Below are 24600 nucleotides of genomic sequence, written 5' to 3'. Positions count from 1 at the left end.
GGAACCATCTCCATGCTCGTAACAATCGGCGTAATCGGCAAGAACGAACAGCACGAAAATGACGTGGTCGACGCACGCACCATGCAGGCCGCAGAGGACGTCGGTCGCCTTGTCGCCGAAAAGGGCGGTGTGGTTGTAACCGGTGGCCGCTTCGGCGTCATGGAAGCGGCTTCCCGCGGCGCGAAGATGGCTGACGGCCTGACAATCGGCATTCTGCCGGCGATGGATAAGTCTACAGCCAATGATTACTGCGACGTGATCTTTCCGACAGGACTGGGCCGGGCCCGCAATCTCCTGACCGCCAGGTCATGCGACGCGCTGATCATGATTGGCGGCAGTTGCGGCACCCTCAACGAACTGACCATTGCCTATGCCGAAGCCCGTCCGGTTGTGATCCTGCGCGGCAGCGGTGGATGGGCGGACCGGATCGAACCGGTCCTGCAGAAGGGCAAGTTTATCGACGAGCGCGAAACCGTCGAGATCGACTTCGCCGACACGGCCGAAGAGGCTGTGGCCAAGGCTTTCGAGCGGGCCACCGAGGAGAACCGGACGGCGATGCCCGATCGCCCCTGACCGGGAAGCCCCCCGCACTTCGGCGTAGCACAACAGGCAAAAGAGACCCTATGCGAATATTGCTGCTAAATCCCAACACGACCGTGGCGATGACTGATCGGATGATGGCGGTCGCGTCTCAGGCTGCCCAGCCAGGAACCGAACTGGTTCCGGCCACGGCGCCCCGAGGCGTGCCCTATATCGCTTCGCGATCGGAAGCTCAGATCGGTGGCGCTGTCGTTCTCGAAATGCTGGCGGAGCGCCATCGCTCGATTGATGCGGCGATCGCCGCCGCATTCGGAGATCCAGGCCTGATGGCGGCACGGGAACTGTTTGACGTGCCGGTTGTGGGGATGGCCGAGGCAGCGATGCTGACGGCCTGCATGCTCGGCGGGCGGTTCTCGATCGTCAGCTTCAGTCCCACGCTTGCGCCCTGGTTCAAGGAATGTGTGGAAATGCACAAACTTACTGAACGCTGCGCCAGCATTCGCACCCTTACCGGGCCAGTTGAAGATGTAGTCGCGGTGCAGGAGCAGAAAGAGGATCTTCTTGTCGAATTGTGCCTAAAGGCAGTCGAGGAAGATGGCGCGGAAATCATTGTTCTGGCGGGAGCGCCGCTGGTTGGGCTCGCAAGCCGGATCAAGAACCGGGTGCCGGTGCCAGTGGTCGATCAGATCATTGCGGCTGTCAAGCAGGCCGAAACGCTTGTCGGCATGTCGGTAAGAAGTGCGAGCGTGGGCAGTTTCAGCCGGCCCGGCCCCAAGGCAAGCATTGGTCTGCCCGAAGCGCTATGCGGATGGATCGGCAATGACGAGCGGCGGGCAGTGCAGTTGGATCTGGTAAATCCGTGAACAACAATCTCGCGAGCCGGAAAACCCGGTTCCGCGACGCAAAAACGCATCTGTAAGGAGAATGGGCCATGGCGAACGTTCTGATCGAAAGCGCAGCGAAATACTACGGCACCATGCAGGTGCTGCATGATGTCGACATCACGGTGGCTGACGGTGAGTTCGTCGTGTTGGTGGGCCCTTCAGGCTGCGGAAAATCCACGCTTCTGCGGATGATTGCCGGGCTTGAAAGCATCAGTGGCGGCACGATCCGGATTGATGGCAAGTCGGTGAACAATGTGGCGGCGAAGAACCGCGATATCGCCATGGTGTTCCAGAGCTATGCGCTCTACCCGCACATGACGGTGCGGGAGAACATGAGCTTCTCGCTCAAGCTGAAAGGCGTCAGCAAAGATGTGATTTCCGAACAGGTGGACCGGGCCGCCGGAATTCTGGGCCTGGGGGAATTGTTGAACCGGTACCCGAAGCAGCTCTCAGGGGGCCAGCGTCAGCGGGTAGCGATGGGTAGGGCCATTGTCCGTGATCCATCCGTGTTCCTGTTTGACGAACCACTGTCCAATCTGGATGCCAAACTCAGAGTCGCCATGCGCGCCGAAATCAAGTCCCTGCATCAGCGTCTCAAGACGACGGTGGTCTATGTGACACATGACCAGATCGAGGCGATGACGATGGCTGACAAGATCGTCGTGATGAGTGGTGGCCGCGTCGAGCAGGTCGGCCCGCCGCTGGAGCTTTATGACAACCCGGCAAACCGTTTTGTGGCCGGCTTTCTTGGCAGCCCATCCATGAATTTCGTCGAGGGTTCGGTCAAAGACGACGACTTCGTTTCCGATAGTGGTTTGCGTTTGCCGCTGCCCGAGAACACCCATTCATCGGCCAAGGGGCGTCGCGCGGCTTATGGCATCAGGCCTGAGTATTTTACCGTCACGGGTGAAGGCCTGCCACTGATTGTCGATGTGGTCGAGCCTACGGGATCGGAAACCCAGATCGTTGGACATATTGGCGAGGATGTGCTGGTCGCGACCTTCCGTGAGCGTGTCGAAACCAGACCCGGAGATACATTGCACATCCTGCCTGACTACACTCACGCCCAGCTTTTTGACCACGAGACCGGGCGCAGGCTGGACGGTGCAATCGCGCTGGAATCTGCGGCATGAATGAAGCCCATCCTGTCCGGTTGGGGATGCTGACACCTTCATCCAACACGGTGCTGGAGCCGGTGACCGCGGCCATGATCGCCGGATTGCCGCATGTGAGCGCGCATTTTTCGCGGTTCCGCGTCACCGAAATCGCCTTGAGTGAACGCGCCAACAGCCAGTTTGCCGAAGACGAGATCTTGCGGGCAGCGGAATTGCTGGCGCATGCGAAGGTGGACGTGATCGGCTGGAACGGAACCTCGGCAAGCTGGCTTGGCTTTGAAAAGGATGAACGTCTCTGCGAGCGCATTCTGGCTGAAACAGGTGTGAAAGCCTGCACATCGGTGCTCGCCTTCAGAGAAATTTTTCAGATCACAGGTGCGCGCAGGATTGCGCTCGTCACCCCCTATACAAACGATGTTCAGTCGAGAATCATGCAGACTTGGAGCGAAGCAGGATTTGACTGCGTTGCAGAACGGCACATCGGCCTGAGCGACAACTTTTCTTTTGCTGAAGTCGAAGCCGAACGTGTGACGGAACTGCTGCGCGGGGCTCTCAACGAGACGCAATGCGATGCCGCTGCGGTGGTCTGCACCAACATGCGCGGCGCGGCGAATGTTGCGATGCTGGAAGAAGAGATGGGTATTCCGATCTACGATTCCATCGCAACGACATTGTGGAAAAGCCTTCTGGTCGCAGGAGCCGATCCGGCCAGTGTCAAAGGTTGGGGCGTGCTCTTTTCGTCCGTGACTCCCCCATTTCCGGCAACACGTCCGCCTAATCGCGCGAATCCATTCTCTGTTCAAAACCGTGAAAAGTCAGCTTGCAGGAGTTGCCGAATGGCCTTTGACACCATCATCAAGAACGGAACCATTGTCACGGCAGCTGACGTGTTTGTCGCCGATATCGGGATCGAGGCAGGCAAGATCATTGCCATGGGTACGCAGTTGGGACCGGCGCCCGAGATGATTGATGCGACCGGGCTGTTGGTGATGCCCGGTGGGATCGATAGCCATGTGCATCTCGCTCAGCCATCGCCGCCGGGCATTGTCATGGCCGATGATTTTGAAACCGGCACGCGCTCGGCGGCGGTCGGGGGTAACACCATGGTGCTGCCCTTCTGTTTGCAGCAACGCGGCCAGTCCCTGCGTGAGGCGTTGCTTGATTATGGCCGCAAGGCCGACCAGGCCTGCCACGTCGATGTCGCCATGCATCTCATTGTTACCGACCCGACGCCGCAGGTGCTTGGGCAGGAGCTTCCGGCGCTGATTGCCGAAGGCTACACGTCGATCAAGATCTTCATGACATATGACGACATGAAACTGAATGACCGGGAAATCCTGCAGGTGCTTGATGTCGCCCGCCGTCACAAAGCGTTGGTGATGGTCCATGCTGAGGGCTATGATGCGATCCAGTTCCTGACCGAGCATCTGGAAAGCGAAGGCAAGACCGCACCTTATTATCATGGGCGTTCGCGCCCCGTCGCAGTCGAGCGTGAAGCCACGCACCGGGCGATCAGCCTGGCGGAAATTGTCGATACGCCGGTGATGATTGTTCACGTCTCCAACCGTCAGTCGATGGATGAGATCAAGCGCGCACGCGAGCGTGGGCTTCCTGTTTTTGGTGAAACCTGCCCGCAATATCTGGTTCTGACTGAACAGGACATGAGACGGGACGGCATGGAGGGCGCCAAATATGTCTGCAGTCCGCCGCCGCGCGACAGCGAAAGCCAACATGCCTGCTGGGAAGGGCTGCAGCAGGGCATCTTCGAGGTGGTTTCTTCCGATCACAGTCCGTTTCGCTATGACGATGTTGCCGGAAAACTGGCACCCGCAGGACGGCGGAGCTTTCGCTACGTCCCCAACGGAATACCGGGGGTGGCGGCGCGAATGCCGATCCTGTTTTCTGAAGGTGTGGTCAAGGGCCGTATCGACCTCAACCGGTTTGTCGCCCTGACTTCCACAAACCACGCAAAACGCTACGGGCTGTATCCTAAGAAGGGCACTATCGCGATCGGCAGCGATGCCGATATCGTCCTGTGGGACGCGGGGCGAAGAGTGACGATAACCCACGATCTGTTGAAGGATGGCTGCGACTACACTCCTTATGAAGGGCTGGATGTGACCGGTTGGCCGGTCCGCACCATTCTGCGCGGCAAGACAATTGCCGAGAATGGCGATGTTTCCAGCGACCCTCTTGGTGAGGTTGTCACCCGTACCCACAAAGCTTGATGAGGTCGGATATGGTGCAAGCAGATTTCGATCGGGACTATCTCGGCTACCGCGGCAATCCACCCTCGATTTCATGGCCGGGCAATGCGCCGCTGGCCGTGTCCTTTGTCGTGAATTTCGAGGAGAGCGCGGAATATTCAATCCGCAGCGGCGATCAGAAAAACGAAGCCGTTCACGAGGTGAACAAGCTGGTTGAGGGCGCCGACACCTGTGTCGATCGACATTTCGAGTACGGAACCAGATCTGGGTGGTGGCGCTTGATGGATTGTCTTGATCGTCACCATGTGAAAGCCACGGTCAGTACTTGCGGCATGGCTGCGCAGAAACTGCCCGAACTTGTCGCCGACGCGGTAGCCCGCGGGCACGAGATATCGGCCCATGGTTGGCGCTGGGAGAGCCATGCCGGCATGGCTGCGGAGGAGGAAAGAGGCAACATCAGAAAAACCGTTGATGCCATCACCGAGGCCGCTGGCCGAAGGCCTGTCGGGTGGCACACCCGGTCCTCGACTTCGCTGAATACCAGACGCCTGCTGGTTGAAGACGGTGGCTTTCTTTACGACAGCGACGCCTATAATGACGATGTGCCCTATTTCACCCGCGTTGGCGATCATCGGCATCTGGTGCTGCCGTATGCGTTTGATACCAACGATATGCAGTTCTACGACAGCAACCGCTTCAATGGCCGTGATTTTGCGGCCTATGTGATCGATGCTTTCGACTGGCTTGTCCGGGAAGGTCGGACGCAACCGCGGATGCTTTCGATTGGCCTGCATTTGCGCATCATTGGGCGCCCGGGGCGGATGGCGGCGCTCGAGCAGATCCTGGAGCACATCACAGATTCGCAGAAAGCCTGGGTCACAACGCGCGAAGAAATTGCGCGCCACTGGATCGCCGAGACCGATGGTTCTGCTCGATGAGCGCGGTCTCGCCTCGGCGCCGAATACTGCTGGTCAATCCGAATACGTCGCAGGTGGTAACCGCAATTCTCGAAAAAGCCGCGCGGTGTCATCTGCCGGCTGGGGCAGATTTGCGATGCGTCACCGCGCCATTTGGCGCGGCTTCCATTGAAGGCCCGGCGGAGTTGGCGATTGCCGCTCACGCCACGCTTGAGGCAATCGCAGACAATACCGAGTGTGATGCCGCCATTATCGCCGCTTTCGGCGATCCGGGTCTTGAAGGTGCACGTGAAATCGCCCCGATGCCGGTCTTCGGCCTGCGCGAAAGCGGGTTGCAGGCGGCGGCAAAGAATGGACGCCGTTTCGGAGTTCTTACTCTTGGCCCGGCACTGTTGCCGGCCTTGCATTCGGCGATTTCGGAGGCGGGGATAGCCGATCGATGCACATCGGTTCGATTGCTCGACAGCAGTGTTTTGCAATTGGCAGAGGACGCAGGCTCATTCGCTCGCCGGATAGCCGGTATTGTCGACGAAATGGCTGATGCTGGTGCACAAGCGGTGCTCCTGGGTGGTGCCCCGTTTTCGGAACTGGTGGCGACCTCCGGTCTGGATACCCGGGTTCCTGTCATTGACGGGCTTGAAGAGGCGTTGGCGGAGGCGCTGGGCGCAACTCTGTCTGTGCATGCCCAGATGGATGATGAAAATCGACCCAAACCACATAAAGGCATTTCGCCTGCCCTGAGCAGGCTGCTTAATCGAGGACGCCTATCGATCTTAGCCACAGAGAGGTGAATGGATCGGGTGATTGGTTCCGATTGGAAACAGTGGTGATCCGGGTCACAAAAAGCGTCAAGTGCACGCCCGTCCGCTCTGCGGTTGCTGCAGTTGCCGGCAGCTATCTGCTGAGCCATCCGCCATCGACAGCCAGGATCGTGCCGTGGATGAAGCGCGCAAGATCGCTGCACAGGAACGCCACCGGTTCGGCAATTTCGTCGGGTCTGCCCCACCGCCCTGCCGGCACACGCTCCAGCAGCGCGGTTTCGCGTGCCTGATCAGCTTGCAATGCAGCCGTGTTGTCGGTGGCGATATAGCCGGGAGCAACGCCGTTGACGTTGACACCCCCTGCAGCCCATTCATTGGCCAAGGCCTTTATAAGCTGGGCCACAGCGCCCTTGCTGGCGGCGTAGCCGGGAACAGTGATGCCGCCCTGATAGCTCAGCACCGAGGCGATGAAGACGATCTTGCCATGACCGCGATCGAGCATCCCGCGACCGAGCGCCTGACTTAGAATGAAAGGCGCGTCGCAATTGACCGCCATGACGTCGTCCCAGTCTTCGATCGGGTGCTCGGCGGCGGGGGCGCGACGGATGGTCCCGGCGTTGTTGATGAGGATTGAAACATCGCCGCGTTCTGCCATCCGGGCGGAAAAACTGCGGGTTTGCTGGCGGTCGCTGAAGTCGCAGTCTTCGGCCGTGAATTTGCGCCCCGTAGCCTGCACCAGCGAAGCGGTTTCGCTTCCACTGGTTATCGATGTTCCCGTGCCGATGATGTCTGCCCCGGCGTTGGCAAGCGCCAGGCAGATCGCCTTGCCGATGCCACGGGAAGCCCCGGTTACAAGAGCGGTCTGCCCGGAGAGATCAATCGTTAGTGCCATAGGTCATCCAATCATTCTGCGTGGGTCGATCCGCAACCCTATCAGCAATGCCACCAAGCGGGCAGCGCCTGCCGTTGTGGTCCGTGCAACACCCGTTACCATTCGGCTGATATGTATTGGGTTTCCATGAATTCCATCATGCCTTCATGCCCGCCTTCACGGCCAAGACCCGATTGCTTGACGCCGCCGAAGGGGGCCGCCGGATCTGAGACAAGGCCGCGATTGAGGCCGACCATGCCATATTCGAGCCGCTCGCAAACCTGCATGGCGCGGCGCATGTCTTCGCTGAACACATAGGCAACAAGACCATATTCGGTATCGTTGGCGCGGCGGATGACATCTTCCTGATCGTTGAAAGACTGTATGGCGGCGACCGGACCAAAAATCTCGTCATCCACGCAATCGGCATTCTCGGGCACATTGGAGAGAACCGTTGGCGGATAGAAATAGCCCTTGCCATTGGGGATCGTACCGCCCAGTTCGATCCTGGCGCCCTTGGCCACGGCATCCTCGACAAATGCGGCGACCTTGTCGCGGGTTGCAGCGTTGACCAGCGGTCCGACGTCGATGCCCTCGTCCGATCCGTTGCCCATCTTCAGCGCGGCCATGGCTGCGGTAAATTTGGAGATGAATTCGGCACTGACCGCTTCGTGCACATAGAAGCGGTTGGCGGCGGTGCAGGCTTCGCCAAGGTTGCGCATCTTGGCGAGCATGGCGCCTGACACTGCCTTGTCGATGTCGGCATCCTCAAAGACGATCAGCGGGGCATTGCCGCCCAGTTCCATGGCCGGCTTGAGCACCTGGTCGGCGGCTGAATGGAGCAGCTTGCGCCCGACTTCGGTGGAGCCGGTAAAGGAGATCACGCGCACGCGGGGATCGTGCAGCATGTGATCGACCAGCTTGCCCGACCGTCTGGATGGCAGCACGTTGACAAGTCCCTTCGGCACGCCGGCTTCTTCGAGAAGCGGCATCAAGGCCAGCATGGTGAGCGGGGTTTCCGAGGCCGGCTTGATGATCACCGGGCAGCCTGCGGCAAGGGCAGGGGCGATCTTGCGGGTACCCATGGCGGCTGGATAATTCCACGGCGTGACCAGCACGGCAATGCCTGCCGGCTTGTGCTGCACAATGATGCGGGCGCCCGATGATGGGGCGTGGGTGACAAGCCCGTCGGCGCGCACCGCCTCTTCCGAGAACCAGCGGAAGAACTCTGCTGCATAGGCTGCTTCGCCCATGGCGTCGGCGCGCGCCTTGCCGTTTTCAAGGGTGATGAGGCGGGCGAATTGATCGAGCCGTGCGGTCATGAGTTCCCACGCCTTGCGCAGGATTTCCGAGCGTTCGCGCGGTTTCCTGGCGGCCCACAAAGCGGAAGCCGCTTCGGCGGCATCGAGTGCCGCATCGGCGTCGGCGATGTCGGCTGATGCCACCGAGGCGATTACCTCTTCGGTGGCCGGGTTGATCACATCGAACCGCTCGCCGCTTGCCGCGTTGCGCCATTCGCCGTCGATGTAGAGATTGGTGTGGTCCATTTTGGGCTCCAGTCAGACAAGGTAATGCAGCGGATCGCCGAGACGTTCCGCAAAGCCGGTTACAAAGTCGATCGCCTGGTCTTCGTCAAAATGACCGGCATGATAATCGAGAGAGATCACATAGGTGTCCTGCTCGCGGCCGATCGACAGCACGGGTGCGTGGGCAATGGAGGCTGTCACCGAGATGACCGGCGAACCGGTCAGGTCGCGAATGACAAGCGAGGGTGGCTGATCGCCATTGTCCGCATCCGGTTGAGACAAACGCGAGCGGTCGGGATCACGGAATCGTCCATCGGTGTTGCCCAATGTTCCCGTTTCGATAACCAACTGATCATTCTCCCGGGCTGTCGCCTGACGTAGTGCGGCTGTTGCAAACCGCAACCACAGAAGCTGCGGTTGGAGATCAATGTTGCCGTCATCGGCCATCCAGGCGATGAACCCGTCGCATCCGTTCGCTGCCATGCGGGCAGCAATGTGCAGTGGCACCGGTGGTTTTGATGTCGCGGGGGCAGGCGATTGCGGCGCAGACGCCGGTTCCGCGCCGAGGGTTCTGAATGTTTCAAGATCGGCGACATGGAAAGGCTGTGGCACACCATGGGTGACAAGGCGTGCGAGATCGAGCCCCTGTTCGAGCGCCAGACGACGGGTCTTCGGTGAGGCTAGAATGCGGCCGTTAGCATCGGCGTGGGACGTTGCGCTCAAAGGAGGAACAGTTCGGGTGGGCGTAGAAGCGGAGACGGTTGCTAACGGAGCCGGGCCGGGTTCCGGAGTTTCCGATTTGCTCGAAGGTGCACCTTCGGCAGGCGCGGGCGCGGCACTTCGCGTTATCGCTTTTGCTGGTTTATCGGTGGAAATGATGGCAATCACAGAACCGACCGGAACCGCCTGCTGTGCATCAGCAAGAACGGCCGCCAGATAGCCGTCATGACCGGCCTCTACTTCCATCACCGATTTGTCGGTCTCGACCTCGAACAGGACGTCGGTTGCCGCCACCGGGTCGCCGGCTTTCTTGCGCCATGCAACGATCAGGCCGGTGTCCTGCGCCATGCCGAGCGCCGGCATGATGATGTTCTTGCCCTCGGGCAAATCCCCCTCCGGTTCAACAATGGACGCGGTTGGCTGCTGTGGCGTTGCGGCGGATGCTTCTGCGGTGTCAGTAATCAGGGCGACCACCTGGCCTACCGGAACATGGTCGCCTGCGGCAGCGGTAACGCTGGTCAGGAAACCGTCGGCCTGCGCCTCCACCTCCATGACCGCCTTGTCGGTTTCCACTTCCATCAAGGCGTCACCGGTCTTGATCGCATCGCCGGGCTGCCTGAGCCAGGAGACGATCAGGCCGGTGTCTTGCGCCATGCCCAGCGCCGGCATGATGACCTCATGCGGCATGGATCAACTCCCCGCCGACGAGCATGCGGGCTTTGGCGGCAACGCCTTCTGGTGTCGGAACAGTCAGATCTTCCAGCGCCGGGCTGAAGGGTACCGGCACGTCCATCGCTCCCATCCGCAGCACTGGCGCGTCGAGATAATAAAAGGCCTTTTCATTGAGCCGCGAAGCGATTTCCGAGGTCACGCCATAGCTCTGATGGCCTTCATCAATGACAATCGCGCGCGAGGTCTTCTTGACCGACCGGATCAGGGTTTCCTCATCCAGCGGCACGATGGTGCGCGGGTCGATAACTTCGGCGCTGATCCCCTCGCGGGCAAGGATGTCGGCCGCCTTTTCGGCAACCTGAACCATCGAGGATGTGCCGATCAGCGTGATGTCGGTGCCTTCACGCTTCACATTAGCCTGGCCGAAGGGGATCAGATATTCCTCTTCGGGTACCGGCGCCTTTTCCTGGTACATCAGCTTGTCTTCGAAAATGACGACCGGGTTGTTGTCGCGGATTGCCGTTTTCATCAGCCCCTTGGCTTCATAGGCAGAGGATGGCAGGGCGACCTTCAGTCCGGGAATGTGGGCTACCAGCGCATGCAGCGATTGCGAATGCTGGGCCGCGGAACGGCGTGTCGCCCCGAGATTGGTGCGCAGAACCAGCGGAACCTTCAGCTTGCCGCCGGACATGTAGTGGGTCTTGGCGGCCTGGTTACAAAGCTGATCCATGATCAGAAAGATGAAATCGCCAAACATCAGGTCGACCACCGGCCGCGTTCCTGTCATCGCCGCGCCGACGGCAATTCCCATGAAGCCCGGCTCGGCGATCGGCGTATCAACCACGCGCGCTGTGCCGAATTCCTCGACCAGACCAGAAAGGACCTTGAACGGTGTTCCGGCTTCGGCCACGTCTTCGCCGATGATGAACACGGTTTCATCGCGCCGCATTTCTTCGGCCAGCGCTTCGTTGACGGCTTGGGAAAGAGTGATTTCACGCATGGTTTTCTCCTCAAGCCGCAAAGACGTGCATGTTGACTTCGGATGCATCGGGATATTTGGCCTTCAGGGCATAATCGACGGCAGCAGCGGCATCGGCCCTGATTTCGGCCTGCATGGCGTCGAGATCCTCAACGGATACGATGCCTTCACTCGTCAGGTAGCGGCCAAAGAGAGTGATCGGGTCCCTGGTGTCCCGCCATTCCTTCTCCTCGGCCTTTGACCGGTAATATTCGCGGTTGATGTCGCCGACGTGGTGGCCGTGATAGCGGTAGGTGATCAGTTCGATGAAGAACGGGCCTTCGCCCTTGCGGCAGCGCTCGACCAGTTGCTGGGTCAGCGCATTGACTGCGACCACGTCCTGACCGTCAACCGTATGGGCCTCGATGCCGAAGGCCTCGGCGCGGGCGGTAATCGACCCGGCGGCGATTTCATCGGTGCGGGTATATTCGGAATAGCCATTGTTCTCACAGGCATAGATGACCGGCAAATGCCAAAGGGCGGCCATGTTCATGACCTCGTACATCAGACCCTGCGCGGTGGCGCCGTCGCCGAAAAAGCACACGGTGACATCGTCGTTGCCGAGCATTTTGGCGCTAAAGGCGGCGCCCGTGGCAATGCCCATCGAACCGCCGACAATTGCATTTGCGCCAAGATTGCCGTTGGATTGATCGGCAATATGCATGGAGCCGCCCTTGCCGCGGCAATAGCCTTCCTCCTTGCCGAGCAACTCGCAGAACATCTCCTTGAAGTCGGCGCCCTTGGCGACACAATGGCCATGGCCCCTGTGGGTGGAGGTGATCTTGTCGGTGACCTTGAGCGCTTCGCAGATGCCGACCGCGACCGCCTCCTCGCCGGAATACATATGCGTGAGCCCCGGCATCTTTGCGGAAAGATAGAGCTGGTTGGCAGTGTCCTCGAAGCTGCGAATGCGCACCATCTGGCGGTACATGCGCAAATAGCCTTCGGTATTGTGCTTGGCTGTTTTGGCGGCGTTCATTTGATGTTCCCGGAGACCTGGACCGACCCGGCAGCGTTTGCGCAGCCGGACCGGTGAGACAGTGTTCAGTAGCGGTTGGCGATCGGCAGTTCTTCGGCGGGGAACAGCGAAATAACCTCGCAGCCGGTGTCGGTGACGACCACTTCTTCCTCGATGCGGGCGGCCGAAAAACCGTCTGAGGCCGGGCAGTAGGTTTCCAGCGCGAAAACCATGCCGGTCTGGATTTCCATCGGGTTGTCGAGGCTGACCGCGCGCGAAATGATCGGACGCTCGTGCAGGGCCAGTCCAAGGCCGTGTCCGAATTGCAGACCGAAAGCGCTGAGTTCGTCAGGGAACCCGAAATCCTGCGCCTTTGGCCAGAGCTTGGCGACCTGATCGGTAGTCACGCCGGGCTTGATTGCCTGGATCGAGGCGTCGATCCACTCGCGGGCTTTGACATAGGCGTCCACTTGCGACGGCGTGGATTTGCCGATGTTGAAGGTCCGGTAGTAGCAGGTGCGATAGCCTTGGTAACTCTGCAGGATATCGAAGAAGGCCTGATCGCCGGGGCGGAAGTACCGATCCGTGAAGTTGTGCGGGTGCGGGTTGCAGCGCTCGCCGGAAATGGCGTTGATCGCTTCCACGTCATCCGAGCCCATTTCGTAGAGCATCTTGTTGGACAGCGCGACGATGTCGTTCTCGCGTACGCCCGGCTTCAGCTCCTCGTAGATCATGTGGTAGACGCCATCGACCATCGCCGCAGCCTGAGTGAGAAGCTGGATCTCGTCCCAGTTCTTGATCTCGCGGGCTGACAGCATGATCTGTTGGCCGTCGACCACGTTGATTCCGGCTTCCTTGAGCGCGAAGAACATCGCCGTCTCCGCATAATCGACGCCCACCGGCATGTCGATCATGCCCGCATCGCGGATCAACCCGGCGATCTCCTCGGCGTATTTCTTCATCAGGCCAAAGGACGGCGGGATGGTGCCGCGCATGCCGACAACACCGGCACGGCAATGGTCGGGCACCAGCCAGTCTGAATATTTCTTGTGGTGAACCGCAGCCGAGCCGAAGTCCCAAACATAGGGTGCATCGTCGCCGGTGAGCAGGCAGAAGCGGCACATCTTGTCCCGCTCCCACTCGCCAATCTTCGTCGACGAGACGTAGCGGATGTTGTTGACGTCGAACAGCAGCAGGGAGCCGGCATCACTCTTCTTCAAGGCCTCAACCGTCCGTGACAAGCGGTAGCGGCGCAACCGGTCGTGGTCGATTCGGCGTTCGAAATCAACAGATGAGTGCCCCCATGCGGGAAGCCGTCCCTCCCATTTCCATTGTGGCTCGAGGTCCAGGGGGTGAGGATGTTCGGGGTGAGTGCACGCGTCATGTCATTCTCCTTCGGCAGCGGGGGAGTTGCAAAAAATTCAATTTAAAACAGCGGTGTAGAGCGCTACTGGATGCACCATCCGCCATCGATGTGGAGCATCTGGCCGGTCATGTAGTCGCTGTCATTGCTGGCCAGGAAGGAAGCTGTGCCGACGATATCTTCGGGGTAGGACACCCGTTTGATCTGAAGCGCTTCGCGGACGATGTCCTCGTAGGCCTGGCCGGCTTTTTCCTTGAAGCCGATCTCGACCAGGTCCTTGTCGAGTTGTTCCCAGAGCGGCGTGACGACGACGCCGGGTGCATAACCGTTGACGGTGATGTTGTGCTCCGAGAGCGCCACCGCACCGCAATGGGTGAGCGCCAGGCAACCATATTTCGATGTGCAGTAGACGGTGACATCCACCAGCGGCTTGCGCGACGCGATAGAGCCGACATTGATGATCTTGTAGGGGTGGTCCTCCATCGGACCCTGGGCGATCATCTGCCGGGCGGTTTCCTGCATGCCCAGCCACATCGCCTTGGTGTTGACGTTCATGATCATGTCCCAGTTCTCTTCATCGATATCCATGAAGAAACGGGGCTTGTTCAGGCCGGCATTGAAGACGCCGATATTGATGGATCCGAATGCGTCGACGGTCGCGGCAACGGCGTCGGCGTTATCCTGCCTTTTGGTGACGTCCATCCTGACCGCGATCGCCTTGCCGTTGCCGGCCTGGTTTATGCGGTCGGCGACTTTCTGCGCTTCATCAAGGTCGAGATCGCCGAGGCAGATATTGGCGCCCTGTGCGGCAAAATTCTCCGCATTTGCCGCACCCATGCCGCGCGCTGCACCTGTGATTAGGATATTCTTGCCTTTGAGCCGATCGGGGTCCATCTCATTCCTCCATTGTCATGTTTTGAAGCGTTTGCGCATCGCGTCGTCCGCCCGCTTCTGGGCGTTATGCAATGCTGTTTTTGGCGGGATGATCCCGCGGAGCATGTCGTGAAATTCTTCGCCGCAGATCTGGACGATTTCGCCGATTTCAGGGATTGGCGGCCGCGGCCAGAACTGCAGCTCGTCGCGCCAGGACATTGCATCCACGGCCTCAAAAATTGAGGATTCCCGGCGTACTTCCGGGTCTGCTGCCACTGAATAGCGCGGGTTGGTCCGGCTGCCATTCTGGATGAAGAGTTTTTGTGCTTCCGGCGAGGTAAACACGATCAGCGCCTCTGCTGCCGCGGCGATCCGTTCGGGCGCGAGATTGCGTGGTATCCCCATCACATAACCGCCGACCGGAGCGACGGGGGATGCGGACGGCCCCGCAGGATGCGGCAGAAACCCGGTCTGGCCATGGGCTGGGGAAGATGGGTCGAGCTCGAAATAGGGTGCCAGCAGTGTGTAGCCATAGGCCATGGCCACTTCACCGGCGGCGTAGGGACGAATCCGTTCGTACCAGGACATCGAAAGGATGTAGGGCGGCGAATAGCTCAGCAATTCCATCAGGTATTCGGCTGCTGCCAGTCCGGCGTCGCTGTCGATCATCATCCGATGCTCGTCGGCATCCAGGCGGTCCGTATTGAAGCCGCCGGCCGCAGGCGGAAGATCGACCAGCGGTTGGCCGAAGTCGGCCAGGGTCATCAAAAATGTATGGCCCAGAGCGGTGCCGCGCGCGGCGTTCCAGGCTATGCCGTAAAAACCGTGCTGGGGATCGTGAAACGAACGGGCAGCGTCGATGACATCGTGCGTCGTCACCGGTGGCTCGAGTCCGGATTCGGCAAACAGGTCCTTGCGGTAAAATAGCAATTCCGGGGTTGTCTGTGCGGGGACACCATAAGGGCGACCGCCCCAATGGGCCGCTTTCCAGCCGGCGGTATGAAAATCAGCCGGATCGAGTCGGGCGATGTCGAGCGCTTCGTCCAACGGCATCAAAACATTCTTCTCGGCGAATTCGCCGATCCAGGGCAGGTCGACGGCAATGATGTCGTAACGGCTGGATTTTCGCTCCGCGTTCTTCAGTGCCTCTTGATGCAGCCGGTCAATGGAGAAAGCACGTTGGTGGATATCCGTACCGACGACCTGTTCGAACTGCCGCTTGAGATTGTCCATCACCATGAATGTCGGATCGCCGTGAACCAGGACACGGATCCCGCCCGGTACCCGCAGTGGCTCGGGCAGCACCTGCAAGGGCGGAATTGAGGACGCCTGCATGTAGGAGCCGCCGAAATAGTATTCGTGATTATCCGCGTGTGCGCCCTTTTTGCCGAAACGGTTTTCGGCAATCCGCTGCAGGCGACCGGTCAGTTGCATCCACGATTCCAGCAGCTTTTCGCTTGGATGCATGGAAAAGGTTTTGCCGCTACGGGTGCGGGGGCGTTGCTCGATCAGGCCATCATCAAGCATTTCGCGAATGCGGCGCGAGGCCGTGGCATAGGGAATGCCGGAAACGCCAATGAGAGATGTCGGCGTAACGGTTTTTGCTTCGAGATGGCTTCTGATCAGGTGCAGTGACATGCGGATATAGGGATTGGGCGCGAATGCCATGGATGCATCTGAGAGCTCGTCTTCCAGATCCTCGAGAAATGCCACCACATTGAGCAGTTCGGTTTTCTCGCACTGGGAAACCGGCTGTTTTCGCGCGTCAGATCCTCCCTTGTTGATCGAAAGCATGGCGTTGGCTCCTGTCCAGCCGACTGCAGCGCCCATTCGCGAGCGGAGATGGTCAGCGCCGGACCCTGGTTTGCCCTTGTTCATGGCGGCCTCTCATAAGATGTTCAGTTTGGGGGTTTCAGAATACGAGCAAAAAGCCCAATCTGGATATCGAATTATCCAAAATGGATATAATGTTGACTCTCCTGGACGGAACTTGTCGGCAATCTGATCAGGTGTTTTGCAGAGTTGCGGGAGAAAATCCGCCTCTGGTCCCATTGCTCGCTATGCGGACGGAGTGCGAAACAGACTTTGAAGTGAGAGACGCAATTCGGGAGGAATTCAAATGAAACTTCGTACCATTCTTGCTGCCTCGGCAGCCGAATACAAAATCGGCATTACCCAGAACAATGTGGGCGTCGACAGCTATCAAACGACCTACGACAAGTCCTTCAAGGAAGCGGCCGAAGCCAATGCCGAAGTCGACGCGGTCGTGCTCGATGCAGGCGGCGATGTGGCTCGCCAGATCGCCCAGATCGAAGACCTTATCCAGCAAAAGGTTGACGCCATCATCATCTGGCCCACCAATGGCGAGGCGGTCATTCCGGCTGTGCGCAAGGCTCACAAGGCTGGCATTCCGGTGATTGTCACCAACTCCAACATTGCCGAAGCCGGTTTCGAGTTCGTCAAGTCCTTCTCCGGTCCGGACAACATCACCCAGGGATCGCGCTCGGCGGAAATCATGTGCGACAAGTTCAAGGACATGGGCATCGACAAGACCGCACAGGTCGTCCAGATCTCCGGTCAGCCCGGTTACACGACTGCAATCGAACGTCAGAAGGGTTTTGATGACCGGCTTCCGGAAGTCTGCCCCGATGTGACCGTGGTCGAGACCCAGCCAGGCGACTGGAATCGTGAAAAATCCCAGAAGGTGATGGAAGCATTCCTGGTCAAATACGACAAGATCGACGGCGTTTATGCCGGCGACGACAATATGGGCGTTGGCGCGCTCAATGCAGCAAAAGCTGCCGGTCGCGAAGGTATCATCTTCGTTGGTGCCACCAACTTCGCCGTTGGTTACGAAGCCATGGAGAAGGGCGATTACTGGGGATCGATCTACCAGTCACCCGTCGATGATGCCAAGGCAGCGCTGAAGACCGCGCTCGATGTGCTCAGCGGCAAGGAAGTGCCGTTCCTGAACTATTTCGATACGCCAAAGATCACTCAGGACAACATGAAGGATTACACCAAGCCGGTGTTTTGATCCGAAAAGACCTGCTCCGGGCGCGGAGGTTTCCGCGTCCGGATTTATTCTTATGAAGACCATGTAACCAGGGAGGTAAGCATGGGGCGGGTTTCCGGGCGGTCTTGTATCGTCACCGGTGCGGCACGTGGCATTGGCCGCGCCATCGGAGAGGCGTTGCTTGATGAAGGCGCCGACGTTTGTTTCGCTGATATTGACGGGGCGAAGGTTGCCGAGGTGGCAGAGCAAAATGCCGCTCGTGCCATGGCCGGCGGTGGCAAGGTTACCGATGCGACCGTCGATGTTACCGATCGTTTCCAGGTTCGCGCGATGATCGCCCACGCGGTCGACAGGTTCGGCAAGCTGGATGTCTGCTTCAACAATGCCGGCGTCAACAAGCCAATGAATTTTCTCGACGTTACCGAGAGCAACTGGAATTTCATCATGGGCGTCAACGGGCTTGGATGCATGATCGGCATGCAGGAAGCCGCGCGCCAGATGATTGCCCAGGGAACCGGTGGCAAGATCATCAACACCGCCTCGGTCGCAAGCCGCCAAGGGTTCGACAATGTAGCGCCCTATTGCGCCAGCAAATGGGCGGTTGTGTCCCTGACGCAATCGGGCGCCCGTGATCTGGCAAAGCACAACATAACCGTCACCGGATTTGCGCCTGGCGTCGTGGCGACGGAAATGTGGGAACAGGTGGATCAGGATCTGTTGAGTATCGGGGCTGCGGAAAAGCCGGGCCAGGCGATGGAGGAATTCGCCGCCGACATTCTCAAGGGGCGGGTCGCCAACCCACGTGACATAACCGGAACGACGACTTTTCTTGCGTCGCCGGACAGTGACTACATGACCGGGCAAATCGTCATGATTGATGGCGGTATGGTTCTGGTCTGACGACTTCAGATTGATACGAAGCGAGCAGGTCACGGTTATCTATGTGCCATGCAGGGGAGATGGAAATTGGAAGGAAGGACAACATGGCTGGTTTGACCAGATCGGATATCGGGGCTCTTCTGGCAAAACAGGGAATTCTGGTTGCGTTTGTTCTCTTCATGATCGGGTTCACGATCGCCAATGAACGCTTTGTCTCTCCGGAAAACATCATGGGTGTGGTGCGCTCATCGGCGATTCTTGGGGTGATGGCGCTTGGGGTGACTTTTGTGGTGATCAGCGGAAACCTAGATCTTTCTGTTGGCTCCATGATGTCGTTTTCGGCGATCGTGGTGCTCGACCTGCATGACACGCTGGGCCCGGCCTTGGCGATTCCGGCGATGTTTGCGATGACGCTGTGTCTGGGCGCGTTCATTGGATTTCTTGTCGGTTATCTCAAACTCAATTCCCTTATTGTCACCCTGGGCATGTTGTCGGCGATACACGGCCTGACGCTGACCTATTCGGGCGGCAAGAACATGGACATCGCCGACAAGGGCCGAACCTGGTTTTCGGTGTTCGGACAGGGCGATTTCCTGGGAATCCCGGTGCCCATCCTCATTTTCGGCCTGATCGCATCCGTGCTCGGGATTGTTCTGGCAAAGACGCCATTCGGCCGGAAAGTCTATGCTGTGGGGGGCAATGGGGTTGCCGCGACCTTCTCCGGCATTCGCCGGGCGCGGATCGTGTTTGGCTGCTATGTGCTTTCCTCCTTCTGCGTAGCAACCGCAGGATTGATCCAGGCGAGCCGGAGCCTGGGGAGCCAGAACACGGTCGGGCAGGGGCTGGAACTTGAAGTTCTGGCCGCTGTTATTCTGGGTGGCACCTCCCTGCTTGGCGGGTCCGGAACCATCTTCAAGACCATCATCGGGGTTTTAATCCTGGGCTTCATCCAGAATGGACTGCTTCTCGTGGGGCTGCAGTTTTATGCCCAATATGTGGTGACCTGGATCATCATCATTCTGGCCGTCTGGCTCGATATTGCGGCCAAGCGTGGCCGGCTCTGGTCACCGATCGCATGAGGACGGATTGATGCAAAACGAAACCAAATCCCGTCTTCTCAAGCAGGGCGCCATCTGGGGCTTCATCGTCTTCGAGCTGATTTTCTTTTCGATTACCGGCAAATATCTCTCGCTGTCTGAAGGCGCCTTCATGGATGCCGACAACATGCTGCTTCTGTTCAAGCAATCCGCACCGATCGGCATCATTGCGCTGGGCATGACGGTGATCATGATCAACGGCAATATCGACCTGAGCGTAGGCGCCACCTATGCCTTGTCGGCGGTTGTGCTGCTCGACAGCATGACCTGGCCGATTTTCGCGGGACTGGGCGACTGGGTGATCCCGATTTCCTGGGCGCTGGCGCTGTTGACGGGAACAGTCCTCGGAGCCGTCAACGGGCTCATCGTCTGGAAAACCGGCGTCGACGCGTTCATCGTTACCCTCGGTTCAATGCTCGGCTTTCGGGGGCTGGTGTTCATGTATAATGGCGAGAATCCGACCTCGAACCTCAACTGGACACTGGTCGATTTCGCCGAAGCGCAATTTCTCGGGCTGCACACGGCGACCTGGTTTCTGGTGGCGGCCACCGCCGCACTCTGGTTCCTGATGAACCGCACGGTGCATGGCCGCAACGTATATGCCATCGGCGACAACCGTGATGCTGCGGTCAATGCCGGCATCCGGGTGGGCCCGCACATGATGATCAACTTCATGCTGATCGGGTTTCTGGCCGCACTCTCGGCGGTGGTGTTCTACTCCGAGAGCGGATCGGTCAATCCCAATGATGGTGAACTATTCGAGCTCTGGGCGATCACCGCGGTCGTGCTTGGTGGCACCAAGCTCGCCGGCGGATCCGGATCGATCATCTCGACACTTGGCGGCATCATCGCCATCCAACTGTTGCGCAAGGGGCTTGGCTATATCGGTGCCGGAACCGAGACCGTTAATCTGGTGATCGGCCTGATCCTGGTTGCGGTGCTGTTTCTCGACCGGCAACTCAACGTCAAGGCCAAAGGGGAGTTGAAGGTATGAGTGTACAGTAAGCTGCACTTCGTCTGGAGAATATCGTCAAGACCTTCCCCGGTGTGCGTGCGCTCGATGGCGTTTCCTTTGAGGTGATGCCCGGCGAAGTGCATGCTCTGATGGGCGAGAACGGCGCCGGAAAATCAACACTGATGAAGGTTCTTGGAGGTATTCATCAACCTAATGAGGGCCGGATCATCGTCAGCGAAAAACCGGTGGTCATGGCCTCGCCGCTGGATGCAAAACACAAAGGTATCGTGTTCATCCACCAGGAACTCAGTCTCGCCAAGGAACTGACGGTCGCCGAGAATATCTATCTCGGCGAATTGCCGCGCAAGCGCTTCGGGCTTGTCGACTGGCAGACGCTTTTCAATCAGACCAATGCGATCCTGCAGCGTCTCAAAGTCTCTTTCGATGCCAAGACCAAGGTCGGCGACCTGTCGATTGCCAACCAGCAGATGGTGGAAATAGCTCGTGCACTGACCCATGAGGCCAAGGCGGTCATATTCGATGAGCCGACCGCATCGCTGACGGACGCGGAAAAGGTGGTGCTGTTCGAAGTTATCGATGCCCTGAAATCCCGAGGTGTGGCGATCATCTATATTTCCCATCGAATGGAAGAGATTTTCAAGATCACCGACCGGATCTCGGTGCTGCGCGATGGCCAGTATCGCGGCACGCTCGAGACGGCCAAGACCAGTGAAGAGGACGTCACCCAACTGATGATCGGGCGCAAGCTCGATCTGTCCCGTAACGTCAGGGACCATGAATATGGCGAGGTTGCGCTTGAGGTGCGGGGGCTGTGCTGCGGTACGCTGTACAATGACGTCACTTTCAAAGTACGCGCCGGTGAAGTCCTGGGCTTTTACGGACTGGTCGGCGCCGGCCGTACCGAGATCGCCGAGACGCTTTTCGGGTTGCGAACCCCCACCGCGGGGCAGATCTTTCTGGACGGCAAGGAAGTGGATATCACCTCGCCGGTCGATGCCATCAGTCAGGGTATTTCACTGGTGCCCGAAGACCGGAAGGAACAAGGCCTGGTGCTCGGCATGAACTGCCGCGATAACATGACGTTGCCGCAAGTCGGCGACCTTACCGCAGGGCCTTTCGTCTCGGACGGCGCAGAGATCGCAATCTTCGACCAATACCGCGACAGGCTGGAGATCAAGACACCTAGCTGGAAACAATTGGCCGGCAATTTGTCGGGTGGCAATCAACAGAAGATCGTGATCGGCAAATGGCTGTCAATGCGCCCCAGGGTGCTGATCGTCGATGAGCCGACGCGCGGTATTGATGTGGGCTCGAAATCGGAGATCCACAACCTGATCCGCGATCTGGCGTCGCAAGGTTATGCCGTCATTGTCATCTCATCGGAAATGCCGGAAGTGCTGCATGTCTCGGACCGGATCGTCGCCATGTATAGCGGCCGGATCATGCGTGAATTCACCTCGGAGGAAGTTACCGAGGACAGCCTTGTTCAGGCGATTTCCGGCCTGAATGGCAGCGATACACGGGCGGCTTGACGGTGGGGCTCGGCTTTGCAGGCCTAGGTCGCATGGGCCGCCGAATGGCTGCAAATTGCGCGCGCGCCGGGTTTGAGGTTTCAGTCTGGAACCGCAGCGCGGCTGCAGCGGAGGAACTGGCCGCGCAATGCGGAGTGGGGGTGGCGGGGTCACCTGCGGATCTGGCATCGCGTTGCGACGTGGTTGTCTCCATGCTGGCCGATGACGCGGCGGCGCGGACGGTCTACCTCGGAAACTCGGGACTGATCGCGACACAAGGCGCTGCGACCCTTGTTGAAATGGGGACGATGAGCCCGGCGCTGGTTGCAGAGTTGGCAGCCTGTGCCGAGACTTGCGGTAAGCGGTTTGTCGATGCTCCGGTATCTGGTGCGACAGAAGCGGCAGGCGTCGCCCAACTGTTGATCATGGCCGGTGCCAGTCAGGAAGACTTTCCGGAGTTGGAAGCTGTGTTTGCGGCCATGGGGCGCAAGACCATCTGGCTGGGAGCCAGCGGAAATGGCGCCATCATGAAGCTTGCGGTCAACATGCTGATCCATGGGCTGAACCAGACGCTGTGCGAAGCGCTCGCGCTGACGGCGCGCGCGGGGATCGGCGAAGCCACGGCCTATGACGTGATCGAGAATTCCGCTGCCGCCGCGCCCATGCTGAAATACCGGCGCTCGCTGTATCTCGACGAGCGCGCGCACGATGTCTCGTTCACCGTCGATCTCGCGGCCAAGGACATGGGCTTCGCGCTCGATCTGGCACGACAGCTTGGCGTTGCCATGCCGCAATCGGAAATTACCCTGTCCGTTCTCAAGGAAGCAATTGCCGCCTGTTACGGTGGGCGCGACATGGCATCGATTTTGAGTTTCATGAAGGAGAAATCGGTATGAAAGCAGCGCTTTTTGTCGGCGGTTGGCAAGGCCATGCGCCGCATGAATTCAGTGACTGGTATCGGGTACTTCTCCGTGAGAACGGGTTCGAGGTTGATGTCTACGACACGCTCGAACCGCTGGAGAATCCCGATAATCTCGCGGATCTGGATTTGATCACGCCGATCTGGTCTTCGGCGCGGTCTGGCCACAGGCCGGAATTCGGCACCATGACCAAGCCGCAGGAAGACGGACTTCTGGCGCTGATCTCTGCGGGCTGCGGCATTGCCGGGTGGCATGGCCATATGGGCGACGCCTTTCGCGACCGGCCGACCTACCATTTCCTGATCGGCGGTCAGTTCGTTGCCCACCCGCCGGGCTGGCCGGATAATCTGCAGCCACGTGAGGATTACATCGATCATGAAATCACGATCTGCAAGCCGGCCGACCCGATTGTCGAGGGCATTCGCAGCTTCCGTCTGAAAACCGAGCAGTATTACATGCTGGTCGATCCCTCCAACGATGTTCTGGCCACCACGACATTTTCCGGTGAGCATCTCTGGTGGATCGAGGGCACGGTCATTCCGGTGGTCTGGAAGCGGCGTTGGGACAAGGGGCGGGTGTTCTATTGCTCCATTGGCCACGAACTGGATGATCTGAAAGTGCCTGAGGTGACAGAGATCATCCGCCGTGGTGCGCTGTGGGCTGCACGACAGAATTGAGCACCTGCCTACTCATTTCACGAGGCGGAAAACGGTGCGAGAGCAGCGGTTCTATTGGGCGACGCGTGCTGCTTCGATTGGTCGGATTGTCAGCAGTAGCCTTCGACGCCGCTCGACTGATCGCGTGAATAGCGCTCGCCATGGGCAAAACCTGCGGGCAGGATCCGCTCTATTTCTGCCAACTGGGCTTGATTAAGTTTGAGATCGGCGCCTTTTGCGCAGTCTTGGAGGTGAACGGCAGAACGTGTGCCCGGAATCGGGATCACGTGTTGACCGCGCGAGAGAAGCCAGGCGATTGCCAGGGCTATCGGTGTGGTTCCCAGGTCGCGGGCATAGTCCTTGAACGGAGCCACCACGTTGATGTTGCGGGTCAGATTGGGTTCGAGGAACCTCGGATTGGCTATTCGGAAATCGGCTTCACCGAAATTCGCCCGATCTGGAGCCTGGGCGGCGAAGATGCCACGTCCGAGCGGGCAAAAAGCTACGAAGGCAACGCCGAGGTCGTTGCAGGCCTGAACCATTCCAAGTTCCGGCTGACGGCTCCACAGTGAATATTCGCTTTGCACTGCCGTTACCGGAGCCACAGCATGGGCCAGTTTGAGCGAGGCGGGAGCAATTTCCGAAAAGCCGAAGCCGCCAATCTTGCCTTCCTGCTTGAATTGCAAAAGCGTTTCAACGACTTCCTCGATCGGGAGGTCTGCCTCGCGGCGGTGGATATAGAAGAGATCGACATGATCGACGCCGAGCCTCTTGAGAGAGCCTACAAGCTCGCTTCTGAGATGTCCTGCCGAGTTGTCAAAGTGCCGGGCGCCGGTGGAAGAATCGCGGCAAATGCCGGCTTTGGTGGCAATCTTGAAGTGTCCCGGGTTCTTGCGGAGATAATTGCCGATCACCGTCTCGGAGACGCCCATGCCATAGACGTTTGAGGTGTCGATCAGGCTTACCCCAAGATCCTTGGCACAGGCCAGGGTCTCATGGCTTTCCTGCTCGGTGGTGGGCCCGTAGGGCCCCGCAAAGTTCCAGCATCCGAGCCCTATTGCCGAAACCCTGAGGCCCGATTTTCCTAACTGACGCTGTTCCATCGGGCCCTTCTATAGAC

22 protein-coding genes and 1 pseudogene are annotated in these 24600 nt (G+C 59.0%); 14 read left to right on the top strand and 9 right to left on the bottom strand.

From position 1 onward, the window contains the following. The first annotated feature begins 12 nt into the window (after positions 1–12). From OEG84_RS12980 to OEG84_RS12950, 7 genes and pseudogenes are all read left to right on the top strand, one after another. A complete protein-coding gene (locus tag OEG84_RS12980; protein ID WP_267654146.1) occupies positions 13–573 on the top strand; it encodes a TIGR00725 family protein in 561 nt (186 codons plus the stop codon). 50 nt (positions 574–623) lie between these two features. Next, positions 624–1403: an aspartate/glutamate racemase family protein gene (locus OEG84_RS12975; protein WP_267654145.1), complete on the top strand. Its 780-nt coding sequence runs from the start codon at positions 624–626 to the stop codon at positions 1401–1403. A gap of 68 nt (positions 1404–1471) precedes the next feature. Beyond that, on the top strand, positions 1472–2557 hold the full coding sequence (locus OEG84_RS12970; RefSeq protein WP_267654144.1) for an ABC transporter ATP-binding protein: 1086 nt from the start codon (positions 1472–1474) through the stop codon (positions 2555–2557). Then, positions 2554–3261: pseudogene (locus tag OEG84_RS12965) on the top strand (maleate cis-trans isomerase family protein); the annotation flags it as partial. The gene OEG84_RS12970 and the pseudogene OEG84_RS12965, both read left to right, overlap by 4 nt. A gap of 114 nt (positions 3262–3375) precedes the next feature. Beyond that, a complete protein-coding gene (gene hydA, locus OEG84_RS12960) occupies positions 3376–4767 on the top strand; it encodes a dihydropyrimidinase (protein ID WP_267656176.1) in 1392 nt (463 codons plus the stop codon). An 11-nt stretch (positions 4768–4778) separates the two neighbouring features. Beyond that, positions 4779–5684 carry a polysaccharide deacetylase family protein gene (locus OEG84_RS12955; RefSeq protein WP_267654143.1) on the top strand — a complete coding sequence of 302 codons (906 nt, stop codon included), beginning with the start codon at positions 4779–4781 and terminating at the stop codon, positions 5682–5684. Beyond that, positions 5681–6454, top strand: coding sequence for an aspartate/glutamate racemase family protein (locus tag OEG84_RS12950; RefSeq protein WP_267654142.1), 774 nt, complete (start codon positions 5681–5683; stop codon positions 6452–6454). The genes OEG84_RS12955 and OEG84_RS12950 overlap by 4 nt, the downstream gene beginning before the upstream one ends. Before the next feature lie 103 nt (positions 6455–6557). On the opposite strand, the gene OEG84_RS12945 is transcribed toward OEG84_RS12950, so the two are convergent. From OEG84_RS12945 to OEG84_RS12910, 8 genes are all read right to left on the bottom strand, one after another. Next, positions 6558–7316, bottom strand: coding sequence for an SDR family oxidoreductase (locus OEG84_RS12945; protein ID WP_267654141.1), 759 nt, complete (start codon positions 7314–7316; stop codon positions 6558–6560). A 95-nt stretch (positions 7317–7411) separates the two neighbouring features. After that, positions 7412–8842, bottom strand: coding sequence for an NAD-dependent succinate-semialdehyde dehydrogenase (locus OEG84_RS12940; RefSeq protein WP_267654140.1), 1431 nt, complete (start codon positions 8840–8842; stop codon positions 7412–7414). A 12-nt stretch (positions 8843–8854) separates the two neighbouring features. Then, positions 8855–10228, bottom strand: coding sequence for a biotin/lipoyl-containing protein (locus OEG84_RS12935; protein WP_267654139.1), 1374 nt, complete (start codon positions 10226–10228; stop codon positions 8855–8857). Next, on the bottom strand, positions 10218–11213 hold the full coding sequence (locus OEG84_RS12930; protein ID WP_267654138.1) for an alpha-ketoacid dehydrogenase subunit beta: 996 nt from the start codon (positions 11211–11213) through the stop codon (positions 10218–10220). The genes OEG84_RS12935 and OEG84_RS12930 overlap by 11 nt, the downstream gene beginning before the upstream one ends. 10 nt (positions 11214–11223) lie before the next feature. After that, positions 11224–12210: a thiamine pyrophosphate-dependent dehydrogenase E1 component subunit alpha gene (locus tag OEG84_RS12925; RefSeq protein ID WP_267654137.1), complete on the bottom strand. Its 987-nt coding sequence runs from the start codon at positions 12208–12210 to the stop codon at positions 11224–11226. Positions 12211–12275: 65 nt separating this feature from the next. Continuing rightward, positions 12276–13538 (bottom strand): M24 family metallopeptidase, encoded by a 1263-nt coding sequence (locus OEG84_RS12920; protein WP_324288257.1) that lies wholly within the window; start codon positions 13536–13538, stop codon positions 12276–12278. A gap of 98 nt (positions 13539–13636) precedes the next feature. Continuing rightward, positions 13637–14446 carry an SDR family NAD(P)-dependent oxidoreductase gene (locus OEG84_RS12915; protein WP_267654135.1) on the bottom strand — a complete coding sequence of 270 codons (810 nt, stop codon included), beginning with the start codon at positions 14444–14446 and terminating at the stop codon, positions 13637–13639. 15 nt (positions 14447–14461) lie between these two features. Next, entirely contained in the window at positions 14462–16303 is a 1842-nt protein-coding gene (locus tag OEG84_RS12910; RefSeq protein WP_267654134.1) for an ABC transporter substrate-binding protein, read from the bottom strand. 241 nt (positions 16304–16544) lie between these two features. On the opposite strand from OEG84_RS12910, the gene OEG84_RS12905 reads away from it, so the two are divergent. The 7 genes from OEG84_RS12905 to OEG84_RS12875 all read left to right on the top strand — a co-directional run bounded on the left by OEG84_RS12905 (position 16545) and on the right by OEG84_RS12875 (position 23501). After that, on the top strand, positions 16545–17462 hold the full coding sequence (locus OEG84_RS12905) for a sugar ABC transporter substrate-binding protein (protein WP_267654133.1): 918 nt from the start codon (positions 16545–16547) through the stop codon (positions 17460–17462). Positions 17463–17543: 81 nt separating this feature from the next. Further along, positions 17544–18341, top strand: coding sequence for an SDR family NAD(P)-dependent oxidoreductase (locus OEG84_RS12900; RefSeq protein WP_267654132.1), 798 nt, complete (start codon positions 17544–17546; stop codon positions 18339–18341). Between the two features lie 83 nt (positions 18342–18424). Further along, entirely contained in the window at positions 18425–19399 is a 975-nt protein-coding gene (locus tag OEG84_RS12895) for an ABC transporter permease (protein WP_267654131.1), read from the top strand. A gap of 10 nt (positions 19400–19409) precedes the next feature. Next, positions 19410–20411 carry an ABC transporter permease gene (locus OEG84_RS12890; RefSeq protein WP_267654130.1) on the top strand — a complete coding sequence of 334 codons (1002 nt, stop codon included), beginning with the start codon at positions 19410–19412 and terminating at the stop codon, positions 20409–20411. Positions 20412–20464: 53 nt separating this feature from the next. Beyond that, the gene (locus OEG84_RS12885) at positions 20465–21925 is read left to right on the top strand and encodes a sugar ABC transporter ATP-binding protein (RefSeq protein ID WP_267654129.1); all 1461 of its coding nucleotides are present in this window, start codon (positions 20465–20467) and stop codon (positions 21923–21925) included. 2 nt (positions 21926–21927) lie between these two features. After that, positions 21928–22800, top strand: coding sequence for an NAD(P)-dependent oxidoreductase (locus OEG84_RS12880; RefSeq protein ID WP_267656175.1), 873 nt, complete (start codon positions 21928–21930; stop codon positions 22798–22800). Further along, positions 22797–23501 carry a ThuA domain-containing protein gene (locus tag OEG84_RS12875; RefSeq protein ID WP_267654128.1) on the top strand — a complete coding sequence of 235 codons (705 nt, stop codon included), beginning with the start codon at positions 22797–22799 and terminating at the stop codon, positions 23499–23501. The genes OEG84_RS12880 and OEG84_RS12875 overlap by 4 nt, the downstream gene beginning before the upstream one ends. Positions 23502–23590: 89 nt before the next feature. On the opposite strand, the gene OEG84_RS12870 is transcribed toward OEG84_RS12875, so the two are convergent. Continuing rightward, complete coding sequence (locus tag OEG84_RS12870; RefSeq protein WP_267654127.1) at positions 23591–24583, bottom strand: aldo/keto reductase; 993 nt, start codon at positions 24581–24583, stop codon at positions 23591–23593. Positions 24584–24600: the final 17 nt, after the last annotated feature.

The sequence above is a fragment of the Hoeflea algicola genome, assembly GCF_026619415.1.
In the GTDB taxonomy this organism is placed as follows: Bacteria; Pseudomonadota; Alphaproteobacteria; order Rhizobiales; family Rhizobiaceae; genus Hoeflea; species Hoeflea algicola.
This window is presented reverse-complemented; position numbering and strand designations above follow the sequence as displayed.

Excerpts from the sequence above, each read along its gene's own strand:
- OEG84_RS12980 (WP_267654146.1), top strand. The coding sequence starts at position 13 with ATGCTCGTAACAATCGGCGTAATCGGCAAGAACGAACAGCACGAAAAT.
- OEG84_RS12975 (WP_267654145.1), top strand. The coding sequence starts at position 624 with ATGCGAATATTGCTGCTAAATCCCAACACGACCGTGGCGATGACTGAT.
- OEG84_RS12970 (WP_267654144.1), top strand. The coding sequence starts at position 1,472 with ATGGCGAACGTTCTGATCGAAAGCGCAGCGAAATACTACGGCACCATG.
- hydA (WP_267656176.1), top strand. The coding sequence starts at position 3,376 with ATGGCCTTTGACACCATCATCAAGAACGGAACCATTGTCACGGCAGCT.
- OEG84_RS12955 (WP_267654143.1), top strand. The coding sequence starts at position 4,779 with ATGGTGCAAGCAGATTTCGATCGGGACTATCTCGGCTACCGCGGCAAT.
- OEG84_RS12950 (WP_267654142.1), top strand. The coding sequence starts at position 5,681 with ATGAGCGCGGTCTCGCCTCGGCGCCGAATACTGCTGGTCAATCCGAAT.
- OEG84_RS12945 (WP_267654141.1), bottom strand. The coding sequence starts at position 7,316 with ATGGCACTAACGATTGATCTCTCCGGGCAGACCGCTCTTGTAACCGGG.
- OEG84_RS12940 (WP_267654140.1), bottom strand. The coding sequence starts at position 8,842 with ATGGACCACACCAATCTCTACATCGACGGCGAATGGCGCAACGCGGCA.
- OEG84_RS12935 (WP_267654139.1), bottom strand. The coding sequence starts at position 10,228 with ATGCCGCATGAGGTCATCATGCCGGCGCTGGGCATGGCGCAAGACACC.
- OEG84_RS12930 (WP_267654138.1), bottom strand. The coding sequence starts at position 11,213 with ATGCGTGAAATCACTCTTTCCCAAGCCGTCAACGAAGCGCTGGCCGAA.
- OEG84_RS12925 (WP_267654137.1), bottom strand. The coding sequence starts at position 12,210 with ATGAACGCCGCCAAAACAGCCAAGCACAATACCGAAGGCTATTTGCGC.
- OEG84_RS12915 (WP_267654135.1), bottom strand. The coding sequence starts at position 14,446 with ATGGACCCCGATCGGCTCAAAGGCAAGAATATCCTAATCACAGGTGCA.
- OEG84_RS12910 (WP_267654134.1), bottom strand. The coding sequence starts at position 16,303 with ATGAACAAGGGCAAACCAGGGTCCGGCGCTGACCATCTCCGCTCGCGA.
- OEG84_RS12905 (WP_267654133.1), top strand. The coding sequence starts at position 16,545 with ATGAAACTTCGTACCATTCTTGCTGCCTCGGCAGCCGAATACAAAATC.
- OEG84_RS12900 (WP_267654132.1), top strand. The coding sequence starts at position 17,544 with ATGGGGCGGGTTTCCGGGCGGTCTTGTATCGTCACCGGTGCGGCACGT.
- OEG84_RS12895 (WP_267654131.1), top strand. The coding sequence starts at position 18,425 with ATGGCTGGTTTGACCAGATCGGATATCGGGGCTCTTCTGGCAAAACAG.
- OEG84_RS12890 (WP_267654130.1), top strand. The coding sequence starts at position 19,410 with ATGCAAAACGAAACCAAATCCCGTCTTCTCAAGCAGGGCGCCATCTGG.
- OEG84_RS12875 (WP_267654128.1), top strand. The coding sequence starts at position 22,797 with ATGAAAGCAGCGCTTTTTGTCGGCGGTTGGCAAGGCCATGCGCCGCAT.
- OEG84_RS12870 (WP_267654127.1), bottom strand. The coding sequence starts at position 24,583 with ATGGAACAGCGTCAGTTAGGAAAATCGGGCCTCAGGGTTTCGGCAATA.